15 protein-coding genes are annotated in these 24,333 nt (G+C 66.8%); 1 reads left to right on the forward strand and 14 read right to left on the reverse strand.

The features are described 5' to 3' along the window. Positions 1-281 precede the first annotated feature (281 nt). From H7A87_RS09700 to H7A87_RS09710, 3 genes are all read right to left on the reverse strand, one after another. On the reverse strand, positions 282-2,540 hold the full coding sequence (locus H7A87_RS09700; protein ID WP_119128809.1) for a methyl-accepting chemotaxis protein: 2,259 nt from the start codon (positions 2,538-2,540) through the stop codon (positions 282-284). A gap of 715 nt (positions 2,541-3,255) precedes the next feature. Further along, complete coding sequence (locus H7A87_RS09705; RefSeq protein WP_119128808.1) at positions 3,256-5,730, reverse strand: methyl-accepting chemotaxis protein; 2,475 nt, start codon at positions 5,728-5,730, stop codon at positions 3,256-3,258. A gap of 107 nt (positions 5,731-5,837) precedes the next feature. Then, a complete protein-coding gene (locus H7A87_RS09710) occupies positions 5,838-8,090 on the reverse strand; it encodes a methyl-accepting chemotaxis protein (RefSeq protein ID WP_119128882.1) in 2,253 nt (750 codons plus the stop codon). On the opposite strand from H7A87_RS09710, the gene H7A87_RS09715 reads away from it, so the two are divergent. After that, entirely contained in the window at positions 8,089-8,274 is a 186-nt protein-coding gene (locus tag H7A87_RS09715; RefSeq protein ID WP_147421090.1) for a hypothetical protein, read from the forward strand. The two genes, H7A87_RS09710 and H7A87_RS09715, sit on opposite strands and share 2 nt — an antisense overlap. A 212-nt stretch (positions 8,275-8,486) precedes the next feature. On the opposite strand, the gene H7A87_RS09720 is transcribed toward H7A87_RS09715, so the two are convergent. The 11 genes from H7A87_RS09720 to H7A87_RS09770 all read right to left on the reverse strand — a co-directional run bounded on the left by H7A87_RS09720 (position 8,487) and on the right by H7A87_RS09770 (position 23,959). After that, on the reverse strand, positions 8,487-10,745 hold the full coding sequence (locus tag H7A87_RS09720) for a methyl-accepting chemotaxis protein (RefSeq protein WP_119128807.1): 2,259 nt from the start codon (positions 10,743-10,745) through the stop codon (positions 8,487-8,489). A 211-nt stretch (positions 10,746-10,956) separates the two neighbouring features. Beyond that, positions 10,957-13,749 (reverse strand): methyl-accepting chemotaxis protein, encoded by a 2,793-nt coding sequence (locus tag H7A87_RS09725; RefSeq protein ID WP_180496964.1) that lies wholly within the window; start codon positions 13,747-13,749, stop codon positions 10,957-10,959. A 51-nt stretch (positions 13,750-13,800) separates the two neighbouring features. Next, complete coding sequence (locus H7A87_RS09730; RefSeq protein ID WP_119128805.1) at positions 13,801-15,978, reverse strand: methyl-accepting chemotaxis protein; 2,178 nt, start codon at positions 15,976-15,978, stop codon at positions 13,801-13,803. Between the two features lie 352 nt (positions 15,979-16,330). After that, complete coding sequence (locus H7A87_RS09735) at positions 16,331-16,858, reverse strand: hypothetical protein (RefSeq protein ID WP_119128804.1); 528 nt, start codon at positions 16,856-16,858, stop codon at positions 16,331-16,333. Positions 16,859-17,311: 453 nt separating this feature from the next. Continuing rightward, a complete protein-coding gene (locus H7A87_RS09740) occupies positions 17,312-19,315 on the reverse strand; it encodes a chemotaxis protein CheA (RefSeq protein WP_104644543.1) in 2,004 nt (667 codons plus the stop codon). A 32-nt stretch (positions 19,316-19,347) separates the two neighbouring features. After that, on the reverse strand, positions 19,348-19,713 hold the full coding sequence (locus H7A87_RS09745; RefSeq protein WP_002806565.1) for a response regulator: 366 nt from the start codon (positions 19,711-19,713) through the stop codon (positions 19,348-19,350). After that, on the reverse strand, positions 19,710-20,018 hold the full coding sequence (locus H7A87_RS09750) for an STAS domain-containing protein (RefSeq protein WP_026064926.1): 309 nt from the start codon (positions 20,016-20,018) through the stop codon (positions 19,710-19,712). The genes H7A87_RS09745 and H7A87_RS09750 overlap by 4 nt, the downstream gene beginning before the upstream one ends. 103 nt (positions 20,019-20,121) lie before the next feature. Next, on the reverse strand, positions 20,122-21,456 hold the full coding sequence (locus tag H7A87_RS09755) for a chemotaxis protein CheW (RefSeq protein ID WP_119128803.1): 1,335 nt from the start codon (positions 21,454-21,456) through the stop codon (positions 20,122-20,124). Next, positions 21,453-22,235 (reverse strand): ParA family protein, encoded by a 783-nt coding sequence (locus H7A87_RS09760; protein ID WP_016904758.1) that lies wholly within the window; start codon positions 22,233-22,235, stop codon positions 21,453-21,455. The genes H7A87_RS09755 and H7A87_RS09760 overlap by 4 nt, the downstream gene beginning before the upstream one ends. A 1-nt stretch (position 22,236) precedes the next feature. Beyond that, positions 22,237-23,211 carry a flagellar motor protein MotD gene (gene motD, locus H7A87_RS09765; protein WP_104585116.1) on the reverse strand — a complete coding sequence of 325 codons (975 nt, stop codon included), beginning with the start codon at positions 23,209-23,211 and terminating at the stop codon, positions 22,237-22,239. A gap of 7 nt (positions 23,212-23,218) precedes the next feature. After that, on the reverse strand, positions 23,219-23,959 hold the full coding sequence (locus H7A87_RS09770; RefSeq protein ID WP_026064871.1) for a flagellar motor protein: 741 nt from the start codon (positions 23,957-23,959) through the stop codon (positions 23,219-23,221). Positions 23,960-24,333: the final 374 nt, after the last annotated feature.

Here is a 24,333-nt window from a genome sequence, read left to right on the forward strand (position 1 = left end):
GTGGGGGTGTGTGGGGAATATCCCTAGAAAACCCCCGCTTGAATGCGGTTTTGGAGGTGTGCCGGCGCAGGCCGGTCTGGACGATGTGAAGTGCGATTTCACGCTGCCCACGGTCCATAGCGGCGTGCGGACAGCTGCCTGGTCGTGCACAACGCAAAACGGCACCGCGTGTGCGGTGCCGTGATAAAGATGCTGCTGATGCGGATTACATGGCCGCGTGCCTGGGCGTGGTGTGTCCCTCGCGCACAGACACGCGCGTTGCCGGCAGCGGTCAGTGCCGCTTAGAACTCCTGCCAGTCGCCCACGTCGGTTGTCGTCGCGGATGCGCCTGCGGCGCTGCGCCGCAACGGTGCGGCACTGCTGGTGCGGGCGATCGGACGCGGTGTGCCGCGGGCATTGGCGGGCGCATTGGCAATGGCCGACAACTGGCGCGCCACCGGTGCGTGCTCTGCGACCTTGAACACGGCGACCGCTTCGGTGAGCTGCTGGGCCTGTTCTTCCATCGCACGTGCGGCGGCGGTGGCTTCTTCCACCAGCGCGGCGTTCTGCTGGGTGGTTTCGTCCATCTGGGTGACGGTCTGGTTGACCTGCTCGATGCCGGAGTACTGCTCCTGCGACGCGGAGGAAATCTCGCCCATGATGTTGGTGACGCGCTGCACGCTGGCCACGATCTCGGCCATGGTGGTGCCGGCCTGATCGACCAGGGTGGCGCCCTGGGTGACCTTGTCGACCGAGTCGTCGATCAGCTGCTTGATTTCCTTCGCCGCACTGGCCGAACGCTGCGCCAGGGTGCGTACCTCGGAGGCAACCACCGCGAAGCCACGGCCTTGCTCACCGGCGCGCGCCGCTTCCACCGCTGCGTTCAGTGCCAGGATATTGGTCTGGAAGGCGATGCCGTCGATGACGCTGATGATCTCGGCGATCTTCTTCGACGAGCCCTGGATGTCGGACATCGTGGTGACCACCTTGGCCACCACGTCGCCGCCCTGCGACGCCACTGCTGCCGCGCCGATGGCGAGCTGGTTGGCCTGGCTGGCGTGCTCGGCATTCTGCTTGACGGTGGAGGTGAGCTCTTCCATCGAGGCGGCGGTTTCCTCCAGATTGGCGGCCTGCTGCTCGGTGCGCTGCGACAGGTCCTGGTTGCCGGAGGCGATTTCGCCCGAGGCCAGGCCGATCGCGTCGGCAGCGCTCTGGATGCGGCCAACGATGCCGGCCAGCTGTGCGGCGGTGGCGTTGGCGTCGTCGCGCATCTGCGCAAACACACCCTGGTACTGGCCGCTCATGCGTGCGGTGAGGTCGCCGGCGGCGATCGACTGCAACAGGCCGGACAGTGACTGCAGATTGCCGTCGGCGGTCGCCATCAGGTTGTTGAGGCTTTCCACCATCACGCGGAAGTCGTACTGGAAGCGCTCGGCATCGCCGCGGGCGCTGAAGTCGCCGTTGGCCGCCGACACCGCCAGGTGCTTGATCTCGGTATTCATTGCGCTCAGATTGACCTTGACCTGCGCCATGGTGTCGCTGAGCAAGGCCTTTTCGCCGGGCAGCTTTTCCATGTCCTCGGACAGGTCGCCGACCGCATAGCGGCCCATGATATGCGCCAGGCGCATCTTCACCGCCAGGTGCGAGCTGACCAGGGCATTGGTGTCCTTGGCCATGCGGCCGAAGTCGCCGGGGAAGGCACCGGCATCCATGCGGAAGCTGATCTGGCCCTCGTCGTGGCGCTTGGCCATGTCCAGCTGGGCGGTGATGAGGTTGCGTACCTGGCCCTGCATGCGATCCATGGCCTGCAACAGACGGCCGGTTTCGTCGTTGGACTGCGTGCGCACATCGTTGTCGAGATTGCCGTTGGCGATCGCTTCGGCGGCGCGGGTGGCCCGGGTCAGCGGGCGCACCAGGCTGCGGGTGATCAGGAAGCCGAGCAGGGCGCTGAACAGCACCACCGCCAGCCCGCCGCCGATCAACATCGCACGGCCACGTGCCATTTCCTCCGTGGTGGCGACATAGGCTTCGCGGGTGCGCTGGCGCTGCAGGTCCGAATACTCCGTCAATGCGTTCTGCCAATGCTGCGTACCCGGTGCGGCCTTCTCCAGCAGCAGTTTGAGTGCTTCGTCAGGCTTGCCGGTCAGGCCCAGCTGCGCGACCGCGTCGTTGGTCTTGCGGGCCTGGTCGCTGGCCAGGTCGATGCGGTCGCGGATCTGGGTGGCCTGGGGCGAGGCAGAAAACGCGTACAGCTTGCGGCGGGTCTCCTCATAGTCCTTCAGCTGGTCCTTGATGACGGCGTAGAAGCGCAGATTGTCTTCTTGCGAGGTCGGCAACACGATATTGCGCAGCTGCACGGCGATGACCGAGGTGGCGTTGGTCATGTCCTGTGCGTATTGCATGATCGTGATGTTGCGGTTGACCACCGTATCCATGCGGTCGCGGGCCTGCGCCAGCGTGTAGAGGCCGGCAGCGACCAGTGCGCACGACAACAGGATCAGCGTGCCGAAGGCGAAGCTCAGGCGCTTGCCGACGTTGTACCGTTGAAGAAGAGCGATCATTTGGGGGTCTCGAGGCAGTGGGGCAAGAAAGGACAAATGCGTCGGCGCGGACGCGTGGGTCGGACGCAGGTACGGCAAGGCAGGCATCCAGCCGATCCATCGCGCGGGCAACAGCGGGAGACCCCGGCGATGACAAGGCTGGTAAGCGTGCCGTGGAAGGTAACGGCCAGTGGTTGGGCGACTGAACTGGTCAGCCGCGCTGCGTATGGGCGGCCGTCACCGAAGTGACGCGCATGTGCAGAAACGGACCGGAAACGTCGATGTGCGTGCCATCGACGCAGTTGCATCGACCGGCGGATTCACATCTGGCTCACTCGTTCGAGCGTGGATGCGACGTTGCGGTTGCAAGGACAGACGGGCGGACGGCACCGGCTGCTGGAGCGATGCAGCAGCCTGGTGACCCTGGCGCCGTATGCGCAGGCGGGGCTATTGGCTGCGGCAGTATTGCCTGCGGCAGGCATCGAACCTGCGCTAGGCAGTTGAAGCGAGTCCGCAACGGCGGGGTGGCGCCACTGCCTCGGTTGCGACCCGGATGCAATGCGCGATCGCAGGCGCAGGCGGGGTGGCTCAGCCAGTCTCGGTCGAGACAGCGCGGCCGGCGACCGCGTAGCAGACACCGCGGCCAGTGACCGCGCAGCACGAGTGCACGGTGTGACTGCCCCCATGCGCGCGGCGTCGCCCACCGCGCGCGTACCCAACTCCGCACACAGGGGCGTCAGGCGGCACGCACGCGTCGGGCCGGCACCACGGCGGCGTGCAGCTGGAACACCGACACCGCATCGCGCAACTGCTGCGCCTGCTGTTCCATCGCCCGTGCGGCGGCGCTGGCTTCTTCCACCAGCGCGGCGTTCTGCTGGGTGGCCTGGTCCATCTGTGCGACGGTCTGGCCGACCTGCTCGATGCCTTGGGACTGCTGCTGCGAGGCGTCGCTGATCTCGTGCATGATCTCGGTGACGCTGCGCACCGACTCGACGATGTCCTGCATGGTGCGACCTGCCTGGCTGACCAGCACATTGCCTTGCTCGACCCGGCTTACCGAATCGTCGATCAGCTGCTTGATCTGCTTGGCCGCGCCGGCCGAGCGCTGCGCCAGCGTGCGCACTTCCGAGGCGACCACCGCAAAGCCGCGCCCCTGTTCGCCGGCGCGGGCCGCTTCCACTGCCGCGTTCAAGGCCAGGATGTTGGTCTGGAACGCGATGCCGTCGATGACCGAGATGATGTCGGCGATCTTCCGGGACGCGGCCTGGATGCCGGCCATGGTGCCGACCACGTCGCCCACCACCGTGCCACCTTGCGAGGCCACCGCGGCGGCGCCGGTCACCAGCTCGCTGGCGCGCCGCGCGTGCGCGGCGTTGCTGCGCACGGTGGAGGTGAGCTCTTCCATCGCGGCGGCGGTTTCCTCCAGGTTGGCGGCCTGCTGCTCGGTACGCTGCGACAGCTCCTGGTTGCCGGAGGCGATCTCGCTGGCCGCAGCGTTGATGGCATCGGTGGAGCGCTGGATGCGTCCGACGATATCGGCCAGCTGCGCCACGGTGGCATTGGCATCGTCACGCATCTGCGCGAACACGCCGTGGAAGTCGCCCTGCATGCGGGTGGTGAGGTCGCCTGCCGCGATGGCCTGCAGCACGCCGGACAACGCCCCCAGATTGCCGTCGGCGGTGGCCATCAGCTGGTTGAGGCTGTCGACCATGGCCAGGAAGTCGTGCTGGAAGCGCTGCGTATCGCCACGCACGCTGAAATCGCCGTTGGCGGCGGCCTGCGCCAGCAGCTTGATCTCGTTGTTCATTGCCGACAGGTTGGCCTTGACTGCATCCATGGTGTCGCTGAACACGGCTTTCTCGCCGGGCAGTCGGTCCATGTCCTGGCTCAGGTCGCCGATTGCATAGCGCGACATGATCTGGGCGAGTTTCATCTTCACTGCGATATGCGAGCCGACCAGGGCGTTGGTGTCGTGCACCATGCTGGCGTAGGCGCCCGGAAAGGCATCGGCGTCCATGCGGTAACTGATCTGGCCGGCATCGTGGCGTTGCGCCATCTCGCTCTGCGCGGCCAGCACGCGCTGCAGCTGCTCCTGCATCCGGCGCATGTTGTCGAGCAGCTGGCCGGTTTCATCGCGGCTGGGCGCGGCGATAGGCTCGCCGAGCTGGCCTTGGGCGATATTGGCCGCCACCGCAGCGGCGCGGCGCACATTGCGGGTCAGCCTGGACAGGGTGGACCAGCCCAGCGCCGCGATCAGTACGGCCAGCAGCGACAATCCGGCAATGGCCTGCCACATCGCGTTGCGGGCGTCGGCCAGGTGACGTTCGGACTGGCGCTGCAAGGCCTGCAGCGAGACGCTGCCGAGCGCTTGCATGGCCTGGCCGAGCGCGTCCAGCGCAGCGTTCCACTGGAGATCGGCGCTGGCGTCGTTGCCGTCCAGCGCGGTGCCGAGTGCGGCCAGCGCCGCGTTTGCACGCGCGGTTTCGGCCTTGGCGGCATCGGCCAGCGCGGGGTCGGGCTGTTCCAGCAGGCCGATCGCCTTGTCCAGCTCGTGGCGGAAACGCCGGTGGCTGCGGGCCAGCTGGTTGAGCTGTTCGCGCAGCATGGCGCGGCTGCCGGCCGCCTGCGACGGGTCGCTGGCCGCATCCAGCCGGGTCAGCGACTCGGTGGCATCGGGGCTGTAGATCAGCGTGGCCACCACCAGGTGGTAGCTCTCGATATACGGGGTGTAGACCAGCTGGCTGTCGTCGCGCAGGGCGTCGAGTGCGGCAAACGCCTGTTCGCTGACGGCGGCGTAGCCGTTTGCAGCGGCAGCGGCGACGTGGCGTTGCTGCAGGCCCAGCAGGGCCTTCTGGCTGCGCTCGAAGCCCGGCATGGTTGCCGTGGTGGCCAGCAGGCGCTGCAGATCGCGCTCGGCGCGCTCGGCCGCGGCGCGGGCGGTGCCGCCGCTGTCCACGTGGGCCGCGTGCAGATCGGTGATCAGCCCCAGCATCTGTTCGAGCGGCGCATAGCTGCGCAACTCGTTGCTGCTGATGGCCACACTTTCATTGAGCTTGCCGCTGTACAGCAGCACCGGAATGACCAGGCCGGCCAGCGCCAGCATCCCGATCACACCAAGCTTCCTGGCGATCGCCAGATCATCCCAGCGGCTGCTCCAGCGATGCGCAGAACGTGGGGCGGTCGGTGGCGACTGCACGGGCGAGGTGATCATGGATGCGTCTCATAGGCGTACGCAGCCTATCGGCCGATCACCGTTGTGCCTTGAGCCGGCCGGTGTCGCGCCGGCCGGCTCCATTCAGACTGTTGTGCCCGCTTGGCTCAGAACTCCTGCCAGCTGGTGTCGTTGCTGGGCGCGGTGACGACCATGCGCGGCCTGGCCGCGGCGGTGCGTCCGGCCGCTGCCACCTTGGCCTTCAGCGCGGGAGTCACCACCGGGCGCGGCGGCACGGTGCGCACCGGTGCCTTGGCATAGGCATGGGCATCGGTCTTGAACACCGCAACGGCGTCGGTGAGCTGGGTGGCCTGGTCTTCCAGCGCCCGTGCGGCGGCAGTGGCTTCTTCCACCAGCGCGGCGTTCTGCTGGGTGGTCTCGTCCATCTGGGTGACGGTCTGGTTGACCTGCTCGATGCCCGAGGATTGCTCCTGCGAGGCGGCGGAGATCTCGCCCATGATGTCGGTGACCCGCTGCACGCTGGACACGATCTCGCCCATGGTCTTGCCGGCGCTGTGCACCAGCACCGACCCCTCGGAGACACGCTGCACCGAGTCGTCGATCAGCCCCTTGATCTCCCTGGCGGCCGCCGACGAGCGTTGCGCCAGCGTCCGCACTTCCGAGGCGACCACGGCAAACCCGCGCCCCTGTTCGCCGGCACGCGCCGCTTCCACCGCTGCGTTCAAGGCCAGGATGTTGGTCTGGAACGAGATGCCGTCGATGACCGAGATGATGTCGGCGATCTTCTTGGAGGAGGCTTCGATCCCGCTCATGGTCTCGACCACCCTGCTGACGATCTCGCCGCCCTGCGAGGCCACACCGGCCGCGCCGATGGCGAGCTGGTTGGCCTGACGTGCGCTCTCGGCGTTCTGCTTGACGGTGGAGGTGAGCTCTTCCATCGAGGCAGCGGTTTCCTCCAGGTTGGCGGCCTGCTGTTCGGTGCGCTGCGACAGATCCTGGTTGCCGGCCGCGATCTCGCTGGCGGCGCCCTTGATCGACACCGCCGAGGCCTTGATGCCGCTGACGATCTCGGCCAGCTGCGTGGCCGTGGCGTTGGCATCGTCGCGCATCTGCGCGAACACGCCGCGGAAGTCGCCGCTCATGCGCGCGGTGAGGTCGCCGGCGGCGATGGACTGCAGCAGGCTGGACAGCGACTGCAGATTGCCGTCGGCGGTGGACATCAGGTTGTTGAGGCTTTCCACCATCAGGCGGAAGTCGTACTGGAAGCGCTCGGCATCGCCGCGGGCACTGAAGTCGCCGTTGGCCGCCGACACGGCCAGGTGCTTGATCTCGGTATTCATCGCGCCGAGATTGACCTTGACCTGCGCCATGGTCTCGCTGAGCACGGCCTTTTCGCCGGGCAGTTTCTCCATGTCCTCGGACAGGTCGCCGATCGCGTAGCGGCCCATGATCTGCGCCAGACGCAGCTTCACCGCGATGTGCGAGCCCACCAACGTATTGGTGTCATGCGCCATGCGGCCGTACTCGCCGGGGAAGGCGTCGGCATCGATACGGAAGCTGATCTGGCCATCGTCGTGGCGCTTGGCCATGTCGGTCTGGGCGGCGAGCAGGTTGCGCAACTGCAGCTGCATCTTGCTCATCGCCTTGAGCAGGCGGCCGCTTTCGTCGTTGAACTGGGTGTCGACGTCGTTGTCCAGCTTGCCGCCGGCAATTGATTCGGCCGCGCGTGTGGCCCGGCTCAGCGGCTGGGTCAGGCTGCGGGTGATCAGCAGGCCCAGCACGCCGCTCAGCAGCACCACCAGCAGCGAGCCGGCGATCAGCAGCTTGCGTGAGTCGTCCATGGATTGCAGCGCAACGGCGGAGGCCTCGGCCGACAGCGTGTTCTGCAGCGCGATGTTCTCGGCGATCTTGTCCTGCCACTGCTGCATCGCCGGTGCGGCCTTGGTCAGCAGCAAGGGCAGGGCCTCATCGCTATGGCCGGTCTGGACCAGGTCCATGACCTGGTCGTTCAATGCCTTGACCACGGCGCGCCGGCGATCGATTTCTGCGCGGATCTCCCGGCCCTGGTCAGACGGTGGAATCGCATACAGCGCTTCGCGTGCCTTGGAGTAATCGGCGCGCGCAGCCTGGATGGTCTCGATAAACTTGAGATTATCTTCGCTGCTGGTTGGCAAAACCACATTGCGGATCTGCATCGCAATAATGTAGTTGGCATTCATCATGTCGTTGGACAGGCGAATCTTCACCATGTTCTGGTGCACCAGATCGTCGACCAGGGTGCGTGCCGAGCTCAGCCCGCGATAGCCGATAATGGCAATGAGGGCGGAGAGAACGATCAGCACGGCAAATGCCGCCGCCAGTCGGGGGCCGACGTTATAGCGTTGAAGAAATGCAGTCATGATCAATTCCCGGCAGGCGGTGCGCAATGGATGGGAGCGATCAGGTGACGCCGAACAGTGTCTGCGTCACATGTCGCTATGCGCAGTAACGGCGCACGACAGCATCGCTGAACACCTCGATATCAAAAAAATATATAACGCGGTCAGGCTTGTGAAAAATAATAAATCGCGAGAATGGAATTGATCGGATTGTGTAATCGTTATCGGCGGGGGGATGACGGCGGACTCGACAATAATCGTATTGCTACATAAATAAAAAGTTATTCGAATGCTTCTTTATTTGTTATCGGGTCGATGCGCCTTTTAAAAAGCGTGGCGCGGCATAAAAAAAAGCCGCGCTCTGGAGAGCGCGGCTTGCGTTTGACGGCGGCCAGTGCGCGGCCGCTGCGGCGTGGCCTAGAACTCGGCCCAGTCCGATTCGTTGGACGGAGCCAATGCCACGGCAGCACGTGCCGCCGGCCTGGCGACCTGCGGCCTAGGCGCCGGTGCACTGGCGGCGGCTGGCCGCTTGGCAGCGAGTTGGCGCACCACCGGCGTGGCGCGGGTCACCGCTTCGAGCTCGGCTGACAGGCGGAACAAGGCGACCGCCTCGGTGAGCTGTTGCGCCTGTTCTTCCATCGACCGTGCGGCGGCGGTGGCTTCTTCCACCAGTGCGGCGTTCTGCTGGGTTGCCTCGTCCATCTGGGTGACGGTCTGGTTGACCTGCTCGATGCCGGCCGACTGTTCCTGCGAGGCGGCGGAGATCTCGCTCATGATGTCGGTCACGCGCTGCACCGACGCGACGATCTCGCTCATGGTGCTGCCGGCCTGGTTCACCAGCGCCGAGCCTTCGGCCACCTTGCTGACCGAATCGTCGATCAGGCTCTTGATTTCCTTGGCGGCGCCGGCCGAACGCTGTGCCAACGTGCGCACCTCGGAGGCGACCACGGCAAAGCCACGGCCCTGTTCGCCGGCGCGCGCCGCTTCCACCGCCGCGTTCAAGGCCAGGATATTGGTCTGGAAGGCGATGCCGTCGATGACCGAGATGATCTCGGCGATCTTCCTGGACGAGGTCTGGATGCCGGACATGGTGTCCACCACCTGGCTGACCACGGCGCCGCCGTGCGAGGCCACGTCGGCCGCACCAATGGCGAGCTGGTTGGCCTGGCGCGCATGCTCGGCGTTCTGCTTCACCGTGGAGGTGAGCTCTTCCATCGAGGCGGCGGTTTCTTCCAGGTTGGCGGCCTGCTGCTCGGTGCGCTGCGACAAGTCGTTGTTGCCGGCGGCGATTTCGCCGGCAGCGGTGTTGATGGCCAGCGTGGAGTGCTTGATGCGGCCGACGATATCGGTCAGGCGCTGGGTGGTGGCATTGGCATCGTCACGCAAGCGCGCGAACACGCCGTGGAACTGCCCGTCCATGCGTGCGGTCAGGTCGCCTTCGGCCACCGCGCCGAGCAGCTGCGACAGCTTGCCCAGATTGCGGTCGCTGACCTCCATCATCGAGTTCAGATCCGCCACCATCACCGCGAAGTCGTACTTGAAGCGCGCCGCGTCGCCACGTGCGCTGAAGTCGCCGGCGGCTGCGGCCTGCGCCAGCTGCTTGATCTCGGTATTGATCGACAACAGGCTGGCCTTGGCCGCATCCATCGCTTCATGCAGGATCGCGCGGCTGGCCGGCAGGCGGCGTGCGTCTTGGGTCAGGTCGCCCTGTGCGTACTGGTTGAGGATGCGCACCGCGTCGGTGATGGCATCCAGATGCTCGAAGATCATCGTGTTGATGCCGCCGGCCAGCGTGCCGTACACGCCGGGGAAATCCTCCGGCATGCGGTGGGTGATGTCTTCGGCCGCATGCAGGTGTGACATGCGCGCGGTCTCGTCGCTGAAGCGGCGCAGCATCTGCGTCATGCCGCTGGTGGCCTCGAGCATCTGGCCGATCTCGTCGTTGCTGGTCTTGTGGACCTGCACGCTCAGGTCGCCGCGCGAGACCGCCTTGATGGCGCCCAGCGCCTTGGCCAGCGGATTGGTGATGCTGCGTGCGATCAGCCAGCCAAAGGTTACCGATAGTGCCGCCATCAGCAGCGTGCCGAGCAGCAACACCGCGCTGGTCAGCTTGAACGAGGCGGCGCTGGCCGCGACCATGTCGCTCAGTGCCTTGGACTGCTGTGCATAGAGCTTGTCGACCGAGGCGAACACCTCCTTGCGCAGTTCGCCGGACTGATTGCGCGAAAATTCCATCGCCGCGCTGCGATCGGGTTGTGCATAGAGCGCGCGCAGCTGCCGGTTGGCGGCGAAATAGCGCGTGCTGGCATCGGTCAGCCTGGCGTATTCGGCCTTCAGCGGCGAGGCAGCGCCGATCTTGGCGTCCAGGAGCTTTTGCGTCTCCACGTACTTGGCCTGGATCTCGTCCATGCGCTTGAAGAACATCGCATAGCGTTCCGGGTCGTCCAGATTGGCGAACTGGCCCACTTCATAGACACGGAATTCGCCGGCAAAGCCACGCAGCTCGGACAGGCGGCTCAGCACCGGCACCACGTCCTGGTTGATCAGGGTGGTCTGCTGCTGCATCTGCCGCATGCGTGAATAGCCCAGGCCGCCCAGCAAGGCGGTGAGCACGGCGCTCAGGCAGAAGGCAACCATCAGTTTGCGGCGGATCGGCCAATCGTTGAACTTGTTCATCAGTGACTCCGGGACATTGCGCAGGGACGCTCTCCAGCACGCTAACGGCCGCCCGGGATGATTCTTTATTTTTGAAGGACGAACGGTAGGGCCGCCGGCCGGTGTGTGCGGCGATCAGCCGCCGGCAACGCGGCCGTGGCGGGCAGGGTGCGCACGCCGGTGACGCTGAAGGTGCACGGGAGCCGCCCCGGTCAGGGCAGCGCCGCTGCACTCAGAAATCCTGCCACTGGCTGTCGTTGCCGGCGGCACGGCCGGGCGACTTGCGGGTAGGGGGACGCGGCGGCATGGCAGCGCGCTTGTTGCCGGTCGGTGCCCCTGTGGAGGGCGCAACCGGGCTGACGCCGGGTGTGGCGGCAGCGGCAATCGCCGCCGGCCTGCCGACGTGGCTGAGCTTGAACACCGCCACCGCATCGGTCAGCTGGCCGGCCTGTTCTTCCATCGCGCGTGCGGCGGCGGTGGCTTCTTCCACCAGTGCCGCGTTCTGCTGGGTGGCTTCGTCCATCTGGGTGACGGTGAGGTTGACCTGCTCGATGCCGCTGGACTGCTCCTGCGAGGCGGCGGAGATCTCGCCCATGATGTCGGTCACGCGCTGCACGCTGGCCACGATCTCGGCCATGGTGGTGCCGGCCTGCTGCACCAGCGACGCGCCCTGCGCGACCTTGCCTACCGAGTCGTCGATCAGGTGCTTGATCTCCTTGGCCGCGCCGGCCGAGCGCTGCGCCAACGTGCGCACTTCGGTGGCGACCACGGCAAAACCACGGCCCTGTTCGCCGGCACGCGCCGCTTCCACCGCCGCGTTCAAGGCCAGGATATTGGTCTGGAAGGCGATGCCGTCGATCACGCTGATGATCTCGGCAATCTTCTTCGAGGAGATCTCGATGCCGGACATGGTGGTGACCACCTGCGCCACCACCGCGCCGCCATGCGAGGCGACATCGGCCGCGCCGATCGCCAGCTGGTTGGCCTGGCGCGCGTGCTCGGCGTTCTGCTTGACGGTGGAGGTGAGCTCCTCCATCGAGGCGGCGGTTTCTTCCAGGTTGGCGGCCTGTTGTTCGGTGCGTTGCGACAGGTCGCTGTTGCCGGCGGCAATCTCGCTGGCGGCCGCGTTGATCTGCGTGGCCGAGGTCTGGATGCCCGCCACGATGCCGGTCAGTTGCGCCACGGTGGCGTTGGCATCGTCGCGCATGCGGGCGAACACGCCCTGGAACTGTCCGTCCATGCGCACGGTGAGGTCGCCCTCGGCCAGCGCGCTGAGCAGGCGGGAAATACGTTCCAGGCCTTGCGAGGTGGTTTCCAGCAGTCCGTTGAGCTGACGGCCGAATTCCAGATAGAAGCCGTGCTTGTCGTCCAATGCCAGGCGTTGGCCGAAGTCGCCCATCAGCGCCGACTGCACCAGCGCGGCGACCTCTGCCTGCGTGCTGACCTCGGCGCTGACATTGCGCCACAGCAGCATGCTGCCGCTGCGATGACCATCGGCGGCGTACAGCGGGGTCATGCTCAGATCCAGCGTCACCGGCCCGAAGGCGTAGCGCTCCAACGTGGTGGACTGCAGTTGTTGCAGGCGTTGCAAGCGTGCCTTGCCGTCGGCATCGGTGCCGAACACATAGTCCAGCGGATTGCCGACCACCGCATCGGCGCTGAAGCCCTGCTGGCCCTTGGCATGAAACGCCGCTTCGCTGCGCTTCAACGAGTTGTGCAGCGCCTGGGTGATGAACACCGCCGTGTGCTGCTCGTCGGCCAGCAGCACTTCCATCTCCGAATGTTCCAGCGCGGTGCGGATGCGCAGGTTTTCGTTGGCGATCTGCGCATCGCGTTCGATGCGCTGGCGCAGGTCGGTCTGCATGCGCTGCATGGCGCCCATCAGGCGGCCCACCTCGTCCTGGCGCTGCGCGGCGATCTGGTTGTCCAGCTTGCCGGAGGCAATGGCACCTGCCACCTTTGCAGCGGCATCCAGCGGGCCCACCACCTGACGGCGCAACAGTGCGAACAGCGCAACGCTGAGCACCAGTGCCGAGCCCAGGCCGACCGCCAGGATGGTCCACAACAGCCGATGTGCCTGCTGCATGATCGCCGCGTACGGCACCACCACGCCCAGCGCAAAACGCTCCTGCGCCTGGCCGATCTGCAACGGCACATAGGCGCTGACCGTGCCGGCGGCGTCCGGCGTGAAGTCCAGATAGTCCTTGCCGGCCCTGGTGGCCTCCAGCATCGCGCGGTAGTCGGCACCGTCGGCCGGCTTGCCGATCCGCGCAGCGTCGCGCGAGGCCAGAATCACCCCGGCCGGCGAGATCAGCTCGACATAGCCATCGTCCATCGGACGCAACGCGCTCAGGCGCTTCTGCAATGCTGCCAGGGCGAAATCCACCGACACCACGCCCACATACTTGCCCTGGTCCAGGATGGGCGTGGACAAGGTGGTCATCAGCACCGGCTTGCCGCCGATCTGGTAATCGTAGGGGCCGGCCACGATCTGCCGGCCCAGCTCGCGGGGCTTGAGGTACCAGTCGCCGTCGCCGGGCTTTTCGTAGCCGACCAACGGCTCGCGGATCAGCGACTGCCCGTTGTAGGCCCAATAGGTCATGAAGCGACCGCTGCTGTCGTGGCCCTCGGCATCGACATACTCGCCGTCCCTGCCGTCGAAGGCCTGCGGCTCCCACAAGGTGCCCATGCCCACCCATTCGGGATGGTTCTGCAATGCGTCGTGCATGATCGCCGCCGCCGCCTCGCGGCTCACCCCGCCATGCGCACGCTGCGCCAGCAGGGCGCTGGCGAGCGACTGGCCGGTGGTGAATGCCTGCCCCAGCTCGCTGCCGATCTGCTCGGCCTGATAGCGCGCCGCGTTCTGCATCGTGGTCTGCGCCGAAGCGATCAACGCGCGACTGCTTTGCCAGTAGCTGATCGCCGCGGTCAGGCCGAAGCACAGCAATGCAGCGACCGCGGTGCCGAGCATCAGGCGGTACGCCAGACTGCCGCCGGAGCGGGATTGCGTGGGGGGCGAGGGCATGGGCGTGGCTTCGAAGTGAGGAGGTGGTACGGGAGAGCGATCTGGTGGCGATCAGCTGGCGACGCGCAGGGCCTCCGCGCGCGCGGCATCACGGGCGGGGCCGCGCTGCACGGGCGAGGCCGCGGTCACCCGGAAGCTGGACACCGCCTCGTCGAGCTGCTGCGCCTGCTGCTGCATGGCGTTGGCGGCGGCGGTGGCTTCTTCCACCAGCGCGGCGTTCTGCTGGGTGCTCTCGTCCATCTGGGTGACGGTGAGATTGACCTGCTCGATGCCGGCCGATTGCTCCTGCGAGGCGGCAGAGATCTCGCTCATGATGTCGGTCACGCGCTGCACCGAGGACACGATCTCGGCCATGGTCTTGCCGGCCTGATCCACCAGCGCCGAGCCCTGCGCCACCTTGCCGACCGAATCGTCGATCAGGTGCTTGATCTCCTTGGCCGCGCCGGCCGAGCGCTGCGCCAGCGTGCGCACCTCGGAGGCAACCACGGCAAAGCCGCGGCCCTGTTCGCCGGCACGGGCGGCTTCCACCGCCGCGTTCAAGGCCAGGATATTGGTCTGGAAGGCGATGCCATCGATAACCGAGATGATCTCGGCGATCTTCTTCGACGAGGTCTGGATGCCGGACATGGTGTCCACCACCTGGCTGACCACCTGGCCGCCTTGCGAGGCCACCGATGCCGCGCCGATCGCCAGCTGGTTGGCCTGGCGGGCGCTTTCGGCGTTCTGCCTGACCGTGGAGGTGAGCTCTTCCATCGAGGCGGCGGTTTCTTCCAGGTTGGCTGCCTGTTGTTCGGTGCGCTGCGACAGGTCGTTGTTGCCGGCGGCGATCTCGCTGGCCGACCCGGTGATGGCACCGGCGGCCTGCTGGATGCGCCCGACGATGCCGGCCAGCTGCGTGGCGGTGGTGTTGGCATCATCGCGCATGCGCGCGAACACGCCGTGGAACTCACCGTCCAGGCGCGCGGTGAGGTCGCCCTCGGCCAGCGCGGCCAATAGCTCGGACAGCTTGCCCAGGTTGCGGTCGCTGACGTCCATCATCGCGTTGAGGTCGTTGATCATGCGTGCCGAGTCGTGCCTGAAACGCGTGGCATCGCCGCGCTGGCTGAAGTCGCCATTGGCCGCAGCCTGGGCCAGCCGCTTGATCTCTGTGTTGATCGCCAGCAGGCTGGCCTTGGCCGCATCCATCGCTTCGTGCAGCACCGCCCGGGTACCGGGCAGGCGCGCGGCGTCGCGCGACAGATCGCCTTGCGCGTACTCGTTGAGGATGCCGATCGCGTCGATGATGGCGTCCAGGTGTTCGAAGATCATCGTGTTGATGCCGCCGGCCAGCTCGCCGTAGACGCCGGGGAAATCGGTGGGCATGCGGTGGCTGACGTCTTCGCCGGCGTGCATGTGCATCATCACCTTGGTCTGCGCGGAGAAGCGCTCCAGCGTATGCACCATGTCGTCGGTGGCCTTGAGCATCTGGCCGATTTCATCGCTGCCATGCTGGGCGGTGCGCACGCTCAGATCGCCACGCGCCACGCCCTTGATGGCGGCAAGCGCGCGCGACACCGGCTCCAGCACCGAATTGCCGATCAGCCAGCCCACCAGCAGGTTGAGCAGCACCAGCACGCCGCCGGCCAGGGTGACGATGCCGGTGAAGACCAGCGCCTGCGCCTGGGTGTCGTCCAGATACACGCCGGTGCCGATCACCCAGCCCCACGGCTTGTACAGCGAGGCGTAGGAGGTCTTCTGCACCGGGTCTTTTTCGCCGGGCTTGGCCCAGGCGTAATCGACGTAGCCGCCGCCGGCCTGCGCCGCGCTGACGAAGGCCGGGAAGATGCGCTTGCCGTCGGGGCTCAGCACATCGTTGAGCGGCTTGCCGATGAGGTCCGGGCGGGTGGGGTGCATCAGCATCACCGGCGTCTGGTCGGTGACGTAGATGTAATCCACGCCGCCACGTGCGCGCATGGTGGACAAGGTATGCAGCGCGGCCTTCTTGGCGCTGTCCACATCCATCTCGCCTTTCTCCGCGCGCTCGGCATAGCCATTGACCACCGCGATGGCCATTTCGATCTGGCTCTTGAGCCCGTCGCGGCGCGTATCGGTGAGATCCACATATTGCAAGCGTGCGGCGATCACCGCCAGCACGATGATGCCCAGCGCCACCAGCGCGGTCTGCGCCAGAAACTTGCGCTTCAGCGGTACGTTGGCCAGCGTGTTTGCAATCGTGGTCTTGAAGGTCATGGCAGGTATCCAGCAAAGGAATGTGACCGAGGTAAGTCGAATAGCGACCTGATCCCCAAAATGTTGAGCAGTGCGCGACAGCCGGCGTGAGGGCGTTTTTCAGTGCGTTTTGCAGGTGCGCCAGCCGCACCTTGGGGGCGTCATACGGTTGCCATGGCGATGCGGCGGCGTGTATCGGGCCGGGCAGGGCACGCGGCCCGTGGACCCGCTGGCAAAGGCAGTGCGCACGAGGGCGATAGGACCTGCAGCGCAGGCCGGCGCTTCGGCGCACGTCGCGCAGCGCGGGGCTGGCTGGCTGGCTGGAGAGCCTACGACGCCGCTGCGACCATCGCGGTCGCGAGGCGGGCAATGCTCAGTGGCGTTGCGTTGTGCCCATGCTGGCCATCGATTGCTGCAGGGTGTGCAGTTGCGTCCACAGCCGTGCGTCGCCTGCATGGTCCAGCGACAAGGCCTGCGCAGCCTGCAGGTCGCCGGCATGCAGGGCGCGGTTGGCCTGGCGCTGCTGCGCCAGATACTGGCCCAGTTGCTGCTGCACCAGCGCAAACTGGCGCGCCTGCTCGCCCTGTGGCGCGCTGGCCTGGACGTAGCCCGCATGCCGTGCAATGCGTTGACGCAGGTTGCCCAGGCGCTCGTCGTAGGCCTCGATGCGGGCGGGGTCATGCGCTGCGGCAAGCTGCGCCCGCTGCTCGTCGCGCAACTGCACCAGGTCGATGGCGAGCGACTGCAGCGCGTTCACCGGCACGTTGTCCAGCAGGACCGACACCGGCGCGGCCGGTGCTGCGAAGGACGGCGGCAGCGAGATGCTGGCAGCCAGCAGCGCGGCGGCGCACACCGAGCCCAGCAGGTGGCGGACAGCGCGTGGTGAGTTGACGGTGGGCATGCGGACTTCCTTCGACGTGGCGCGGGCCAGGCAGCCCTCATTGCTCCCTGTATCGGCCGCCGCGGCGCGGGCTTGATCACCTTTCGACGGACGGCACGTTTGCGGGGAAACGCAGCGGGTATTACGAAGCGCGTGCGTCTGTCGGTCGCTGCCAAATGGCAGAACGCCCCGGCAGGATCGGGGCGTGTTGAGCATCGTCGTGGTTGGCCCTGCGCGCGTGGATAGGCGCTGCGCCGGACATGTTCCGACACGCCGGGGCAGCGGCTGCAGGCCATGCGGCACGCGTCGCGGGGCAGGTGCGCAATTGCAGGACTGCGCCGGGCACTGCGGTGCCTGGCAGAAATGAAAAGCCCCGGCATCGCTGCCAGGGCTTTGTCGTGACCGCACATAATCTGCGGCCTTTTCTCCCGCGGGAGAAGGAGCCACACCGCGCTTGTTGCGTGGCCTGGCGTGTTACGCGGCCTGCGGCACACGCAGCGAGCGCACCAGCCCGCCGATGTCCACGATCAGCGAGACCCGGCCATCGCCCAGGATGGTGGCGCCTGAGACACCCGGGATACGGCGGTAGTTGTTCTCGATGTTCTTGACCACGACCTGTTGCTGGCCGAGCAATTCATCCACTTCCAGCGCGATCTTCTGGCCGTCGCCTTCGACCACCACCACCAGCGGTTCCTGCGAGGACTGCTGCCCGCCGAAGCCGTAGTAGTCGGTAAGCGACAGGATCGGCAGGTACTCGCCGCGCACCCGCAGCACCCGACCGTCGCCCGCCATCGAGCGGATGTCTTCCGGCGCCGGCTGCAGTGCCTCGAGCACGTAGGCCAGCGGCAGGATCAGGGTTTCGCCGGCGACCGAGACGGTCATGCCGTCCAGGATGGCCAGGGTCAGCGGCAGGCGGATCAGCACGCGGGTACCGCTGCCGGCGTTGCTTTCCAGCTGCACTTCGCCACCCAGGCCCTGGATGTTGCGGCGGACCACGTCCATGCCCACGCCACGACCGGACAGGTCGGTCACCGCGTCGGCGGTGGAGAAGCCCGGCGCGAAGATCAGGTCCCACACCTGCGCGTCGGTCGGGTTGTCCGGCACGGCGATGCCGCGTTCGGCGGCTTTTTCCAGGATCTTGGCGCGATTGAGGCCGCGGCCGTCGTCACTGACTTCGATCACGATATGGCCGCCCTGGTGCGAGGCCGCCAGGGTGATCGTGCCGGTTTCGTCCTTGCCGGAGGCGCGACGCGCATCGGGCATTTCCAGGCCGTGGTCGATCGAGTTGCGCACAAGGTGCACCAACGGATCGGCAATCTTTTCGATCAGGCCCTTGTCCAGTTCCGTGCCTTCGCCAATGGTACGCAGGCGGACCTGCTTGCCGAGGCGGCTGGAGAGGTCGCGGACCAGGCGCGGGAAGCGACGGAACACCGCGTCCACCGGCAGCATGCGCACGCCGATGACCGCTTCCTGCAGGTCGCGGGTATTGCGTTCGAGCAGATCCAGGCCGGCGAACAGCTGTTCGGCATGCGCCGGATCCAGGCCGGTGGAGACCTGCTTGAGCATGGCCTGGGTGATGACCAGCTCGCCGACCAGATTGATCAGGGCATCGACCTTGTCGACGCTGACGCGGATCGAGGTTTCGGCTTCGGCTGCGGCGGCCTTGGCCGGCGTGGCAGCGGCGGCGGCAGGTTCGGCAGCGGCCACCGGTGCCGCAGCGACGGCGACAGGCGCAGCGGCGGCTTCGACGGCCAGGCTCGGCGGCGGGCCGGGCACCGCCATCGGGCGGATGTCCAGCTCGCAATCGTCCACCACCCAGGCGAAGGTGTCTTCGATCTTGCTGCGCGGAATCTTGCCGATCAGGCCCAGATCCCAGGCCAGGTAGGCTTCCAGCGGGTCGATGTTCTCAAAGCCCGGCATGCGCTCCAGGCGCGCGGCAATCTGCAGCGGGCCCAGGTGCTCGAGCTCGCGGATGATGCGCAGCGGGTCGTTGCCGCTCATGAACAGCGACGGCGCCGGGGTGAAGCCGATATGCCAGGCTTCGGGTTCTTCTTCCTTCGGCTTGGCCACCGCCGCGGCGGTCGGCGCTTCGCCGGCCAGCACCGCGTTCAAGCGGGTATGCACGGCCTTGACCGCGGCCGGGTCGGCCGGGGTGCCGTGTTCGGCTTCGCGCAGCAGCGCGCGCAGCACGTCGACCGAGCCGAGCATGGCATCGACCGCATTGGGCTCGAGCTGGCGCTTGTTGGAGCGCAACTCGTCCAGCAGCGTCTCCAGCACGTGGGTCAGGCCGGCGACCGCTTCGAAACCGAAGGTGGCAGCGCCGCCCTTGATCGAGTGCGCGGCGCGGAACACCGAATTGATGATTTCCGGGTCGCGGTTGCCCTCTTCAAGGGACAACAGCCCGGCCTCCATCGCGTCCAGCCCTTCGCGGCTTTCCTCGAAAAAGGTGGCGTGGAAACGTTGCAGGTCCATGCTCATGGGCGTGACATCCGATGGGGAGGCAAGTGGAATTAACCCAGAACTTTCTGGACGGTGGCGATCAGCTGTTCCGGGTTGAACGGCTTGACCAGCCAGCCGGTGGCACCGGCGGCCTTGCCTTCGGACTTCTTGTCGGCCGCCGACTCGGTGGTGAGCATCAGCATCGGGGTGAACTTGTAGTCCGGCAGCTGGCGCAGCTCACGGATCAGCGAGATGCCGTCCATGTTGGGCATGTTCACGTCGGTCACCACCGCGTTGAAGCGTTGGCCCTTCGCGCGGCCCAGCGCCACGGCGCCGTCCTCGGCTTCTTCGACGGCAAAGCCGGCAGAGGTGAGGGCGAAAGAGACCATCTGGCGCATTGACGCCGAATCGTCCACCACCAAGATACGTGCGCTCATGCGGCGTTCTCCACAGATTTCAGGTTGTCATTGGATGCGGAAAGTCCGAGCGCGTCGGTGACGCCGAGCAGACGGGCCGCATCTCTAAAAGTGTCGTTGCAGCCATCGAATTCGGTATGCAACCCCGCCTGGCGGCGGGTCTGCACAAAGGCACAGAGCAACTGCACGCTGGCGGTATGGATACGCCGGACGTCGCCGGCATTGAGCACCACCTCGCCGTCCTGGGCCAGGAACGCGGCAAGCTTCTGCTTGAGGTCGGCGCTGGTCTCGATGCCGAGATCCTCACCCAATGTCACTGTGCTCATTGTTGCTCCGAACGGATGGTTCTATGCGTACTAACGGCGGGCGGCGGGAAAGCTTTAACGGTGAATCGTTGCGCGTGCAGGTGCGCGTCAGCTGCGCGCCGGGTCAATGCAGCAAATGGCTGGCATCGAGCAGGATCATCGGCTGATGGCCCAGCCGCGCGACGCCGCGGAACAGGTTGTTGGAAATGCGGCACAGGCGTGCGTTGTCCGGTGGTTCGATCTGCTGATCGGTCAGGCTGGTGACGTCTTCCACCGCCGACACGCGCAGGCCCATGGTCTCGCCGTTTTCCTCCAGCACCACCACGCGCGTCTGCAGATCCATGTTGATCGGCGCCGAGCCCAGATGCATGCCCAGGTCGATCACCGGCACCACCTGGCCACGCAGGTTCATGATGCCGAGCATCGCGCTGGCGGTGCCGCGCAGTGGCAGCAGCGGCACCGGCAGTACCACCTCCTGCACCTTGAGCAATTCCAGCGCATAGGTCTGTTCGCCGCAGCGCAGGCGCAGCCAGCGCGTGCTGCGTTCGGCCGCGCGCCGCTCGGCCTGGATGTGCTCGGCCTGGCCGGGGGCCAGCAGTGCCTGCAGGCCTTGCGGATAGATCGGCGACGGCGGTGCGCGGTGCGGTGCCTGCATCGGTGCCGGCGCAGGCCGCGCAGGTGCCGGCGCGGCGGGTGCGGCATCGGCAAAGGCCGGGTCGGCATCCATCTCCGACAGCAGATCGGCGGCCAGCAGGTCTGCGCCGGAGGCAGCGCTGGCGAAGGCCGGGTCCGCGTCCATCTCGGCCATCAGGTCGGCGGTGCTCATGAACGGGCTGGGCGCCGCCGTGGCGAACGCCGGGTCGGCATCCATTTCGGCGAGGAAATCGGCAGCGATATCTGCAGCGCTGGGCGCGGCAACCACCGGCGGGCCGAACGCCGGGTCGGCATCCATTTCGGCGAGGAAATCGGCAGCGATGTCCGCGGCGCTGGGCGCGGCGACCACCGGCGGGCCGAACGCCGGGTCGGCATCCATTTCGGCGAGGAAATCGGCAGCGATGTCCGCAGCGCTGGGCGCGGCGACCACCGGCGGGGCGAAGGCCGGGTCGGCATCCATTTCGGCGAGGAAATCGGCGGCGATGTCCGCGGCGCTGGGCGCGGCGACCACCGGCGGGCCGAAGGCCGGGTCGGCATCCATTTCGGCAAGGAAATCGGCGGCGATCGCATCGGCGCTGAGCACCGCGGCGATCGCGTTGGAAGTGGCCGCTTCGGAGACAGCGGCGGCTTCGGGGGCCGCGGCAGCCTGCACCGGCGCTTCAGCCAGCGTGACGTCTGCCTCGGCAGTTGCCGGTGCCGCCGCGACGGTGGCAGTGGCAGCCGGGGCAGGGGGCTCGACGCCGGCATCGTGCAGCAGGCCTTCCAGATAATCGTCCAGCTCACCGTTGGCGGTGTGGTTGCTCATGCGGCTTGCTCCATACGCACCGCGTCATCGGCCAGCACCCATTCCAGCGCACGGCGATAGGCGGACAGGCCGCGGCCCTGGTAGTCGCCGCCGGTGGCGGGGACAGTCAGTGCGGCGGCGTTGCAGATTCGGGTATCCACCGGCACCGCGTCTTCCCAGACGACGGCGCCGTAGGTGTCCTGCATCTCCTTGAGCGTCTCGGTGCCGGCGCGGGTGCGGCGGTCGAACAGGGTCGGCAGGATCGACACCGGCAGTGCGCGGCGACGCGAACGCTGCACCATGTCGGCGGTACGCACCATGCTGGCCAGGCCATGCAGCGCCAGCGGCTCGGCCTGGGTCGGCACCACCACGCGGTCGCAGGCGGCCAGCGCGTTGATCATCAGCAGGCCGAGCGTGGGCGGGCAGTCGAGCAGGATGTAGTCGTGCTGGCCGGCATGCCGGGTCATCGCGTTCTGCAGGGCCAGGCCCAGCCCGGGCTGGTTGGCGCTGCGGCGTTCCAGCGTGGCCAATGCGGCTTGCGCGCAGACATAGGACAGGCCGGGGATGGCGCTTTCGTGGGCCAGGCTGGCCAGGTCGCTCGGCGGGGTGCCGAACAGGTCCAGCACCCCGCGCGGCGGCGGGTCGATCGCCACACCGAACGCGCGGGTGAGTGAGGAGTGCGGATCGAGGTCGATCAACAATACCCGGTGGCCGAGCGCGGCCAGGCCACGACCCAATGCCAGCGTCGTGGTGGTCTTGCCGACGCCGCCCTTCTGGTTGGCGATTGCCCAGATACGCATCTCACTGCACTCCTTGAATTACGGCGGGAACGGAACTTGTGCCGCTTTCGGTGGTGACGGCCGTTTGGCCGCCGTCAGACTTGGGAAGCTTGGGCGCCCCGGCGGCGGTCGCATGCAGCTGCGATGGCGGATCGGGTGCGAGTGAGCCAGCCGAGTCAGCGAGGATGATCAACACCACACGCCGGTTCGCATTCCGTCCCGCCTCAGTGCTGTTATCGGCACGTGCGCGGAATTCTCCATAGCCCACCATCGCCAATCGCTGCGGGGCGATGCCGTCGTCGGCAAACAGGTGCACCACGCTGGCGGCGCGCGCGGCCGACAGCTCCCAGTTGGAGGGGAACTGTGCGGTGGCGATCGGCTGATTGTCGGTATAGCCCTCCACGCGCACGCCGTTGGGCGCATCGCGCAGCACCGCGGCCAGCGCCGACAGGGTGCCGCGGGCGCTGCCTGCCAATGCCGCCGAGCCGGTACCGAACAGGATGTCGCTGTTGATCTCCACCTCGATCCACAGATCGTTGCGGCGGATGGTGATGAGTTTCTGGTCGATCAGCGGCGCCAGCGTCTTGCCCAACTGCTGGGCCACCGCGTCCATCTGCCGCTGCGCACGCGCCAGCTGCGCCTGGTTGCGCAGCGACACCGGCATGCGCATCTGCGCGGCCATCGACGGCAGCAGGGTGGGGTCGGTCGGTCCTCTGGACGCGGCCATCGGCGCGCCGGCCTTGATCACCGACGGGCGGTCGTAATCGGCGCCCAGGGTCTGGGTCCTGCCGACCTGCACCGGGCTGGCGGCGGTGGACGCGCCACCGAAGGCGGTGGTCAGCGCCTGCGCCATGACCTTGTACTTGCCCTCGTTGAGCGAGGAGATTGCGTACATCACCACGAAGAACGCCAGCAGCAGCGTCATCAGATCGGCATACGGAATCGCCCACGCTTCGTGGTTGCCATGGTCTTCGTGGTGTTTGCGACGGCGGGCCATGACGGGACTAATGCAAGTAGCCTGCCAGTTTCGACTCGATGTTACGCGGGTTCTCGCCCTGGGCGATCGCGATCAAGCCTTCGATCGCCATTTCGCGCTCGTTGGTGCTGCAATGGATGACGCTCTTGAGCTTGGCGGCGACCGGCAGGAACAGCAGGTTGGCCGAGGCGATGCCGTAGATGGTGGCGGTGAAGGCCGCGGCGATGCCATGGCCGAGCATGGCCGGGTCGGCCAGGTTCTTCATCACCGCCATCAGCCCGAGCACCGCACCGATGATGCCCAGCGTGGGCGCGTAGATGCCCATGCCTTCGAACACCTTGGCCGCGGCAAGGTCCTGCCGCTCCTGGTTGTCCATTTCGATCTCGAGCATATGCCGCATGGATTCGGGCTCCACGCCATCGACCAGCATCTGCAGGCCCTTGCGCAGGAACGCGTCGTCCTGGCGCGGCAGCTGGTCTTCCAGGCCCAGCAGGCCCTGGCGGCGGGCGATGTTGCTCCACTCGACGATGCGCGCCAGCAACTGCGGGCGGTCGCTGGCCGGCGGCTGGATCACCCAGCGCAGGATCTTGAAGGCGCGCCGGAAAACCGCCGGCGAGGTATGCAGCAGGATCGCCGCCACGGTGCCGACGATCACGATCACGAAGGCAGCCGGCGACCACAGCGACGAAATGCCGGCGCCTTTCAACACGCTGCCGCCCACGATCGCCACGATCGCGAGCACCAGTCCGATGATGCTGAGTCTGTCCATGGAGGCGATATCGGCGCGAGCGCGGCGGACTTGATAGAGCAGATGGTCGAGAGCGCCAGAAAGTTGTCGTTTTGCGGCATGGGCCGCTTCCACGCTGGCGTCGATGCAGGGGTGACAGGTCATCGGCGCATGCGCTCCCGACCAGGGCGTGTCATCAATGCCGCAGCAGGCCCGCCCCCCTTGCGCGTGCACGCAGGCAACAGGCGCGCGCATGTTCGGTGTGGCGACCGCGTTGGCGATGGCCGCCAAGCGGCGTGTGGTGGGCGATGCCCTCTACTCGATCCAGTCTCTTGCTGAGCTCGGTTTTAAGCAAGGTGTGTGCTGGCGCTTCGGCAAACCGCTTGCGTCCGGTTGCGGGCGAGGGTGTGTCGTTT

Origin of the sequence: Xanthomonas sp. CPBF 426, from assembly GCF_903989465.1 — a bacterium.
Classification (GTDB): Bacteria; Pseudomonadota; Gammaproteobacteria; order Xanthomonadales; family Xanthomonadaceae; genus Xanthomonas; species Xanthomonas euroxanthea.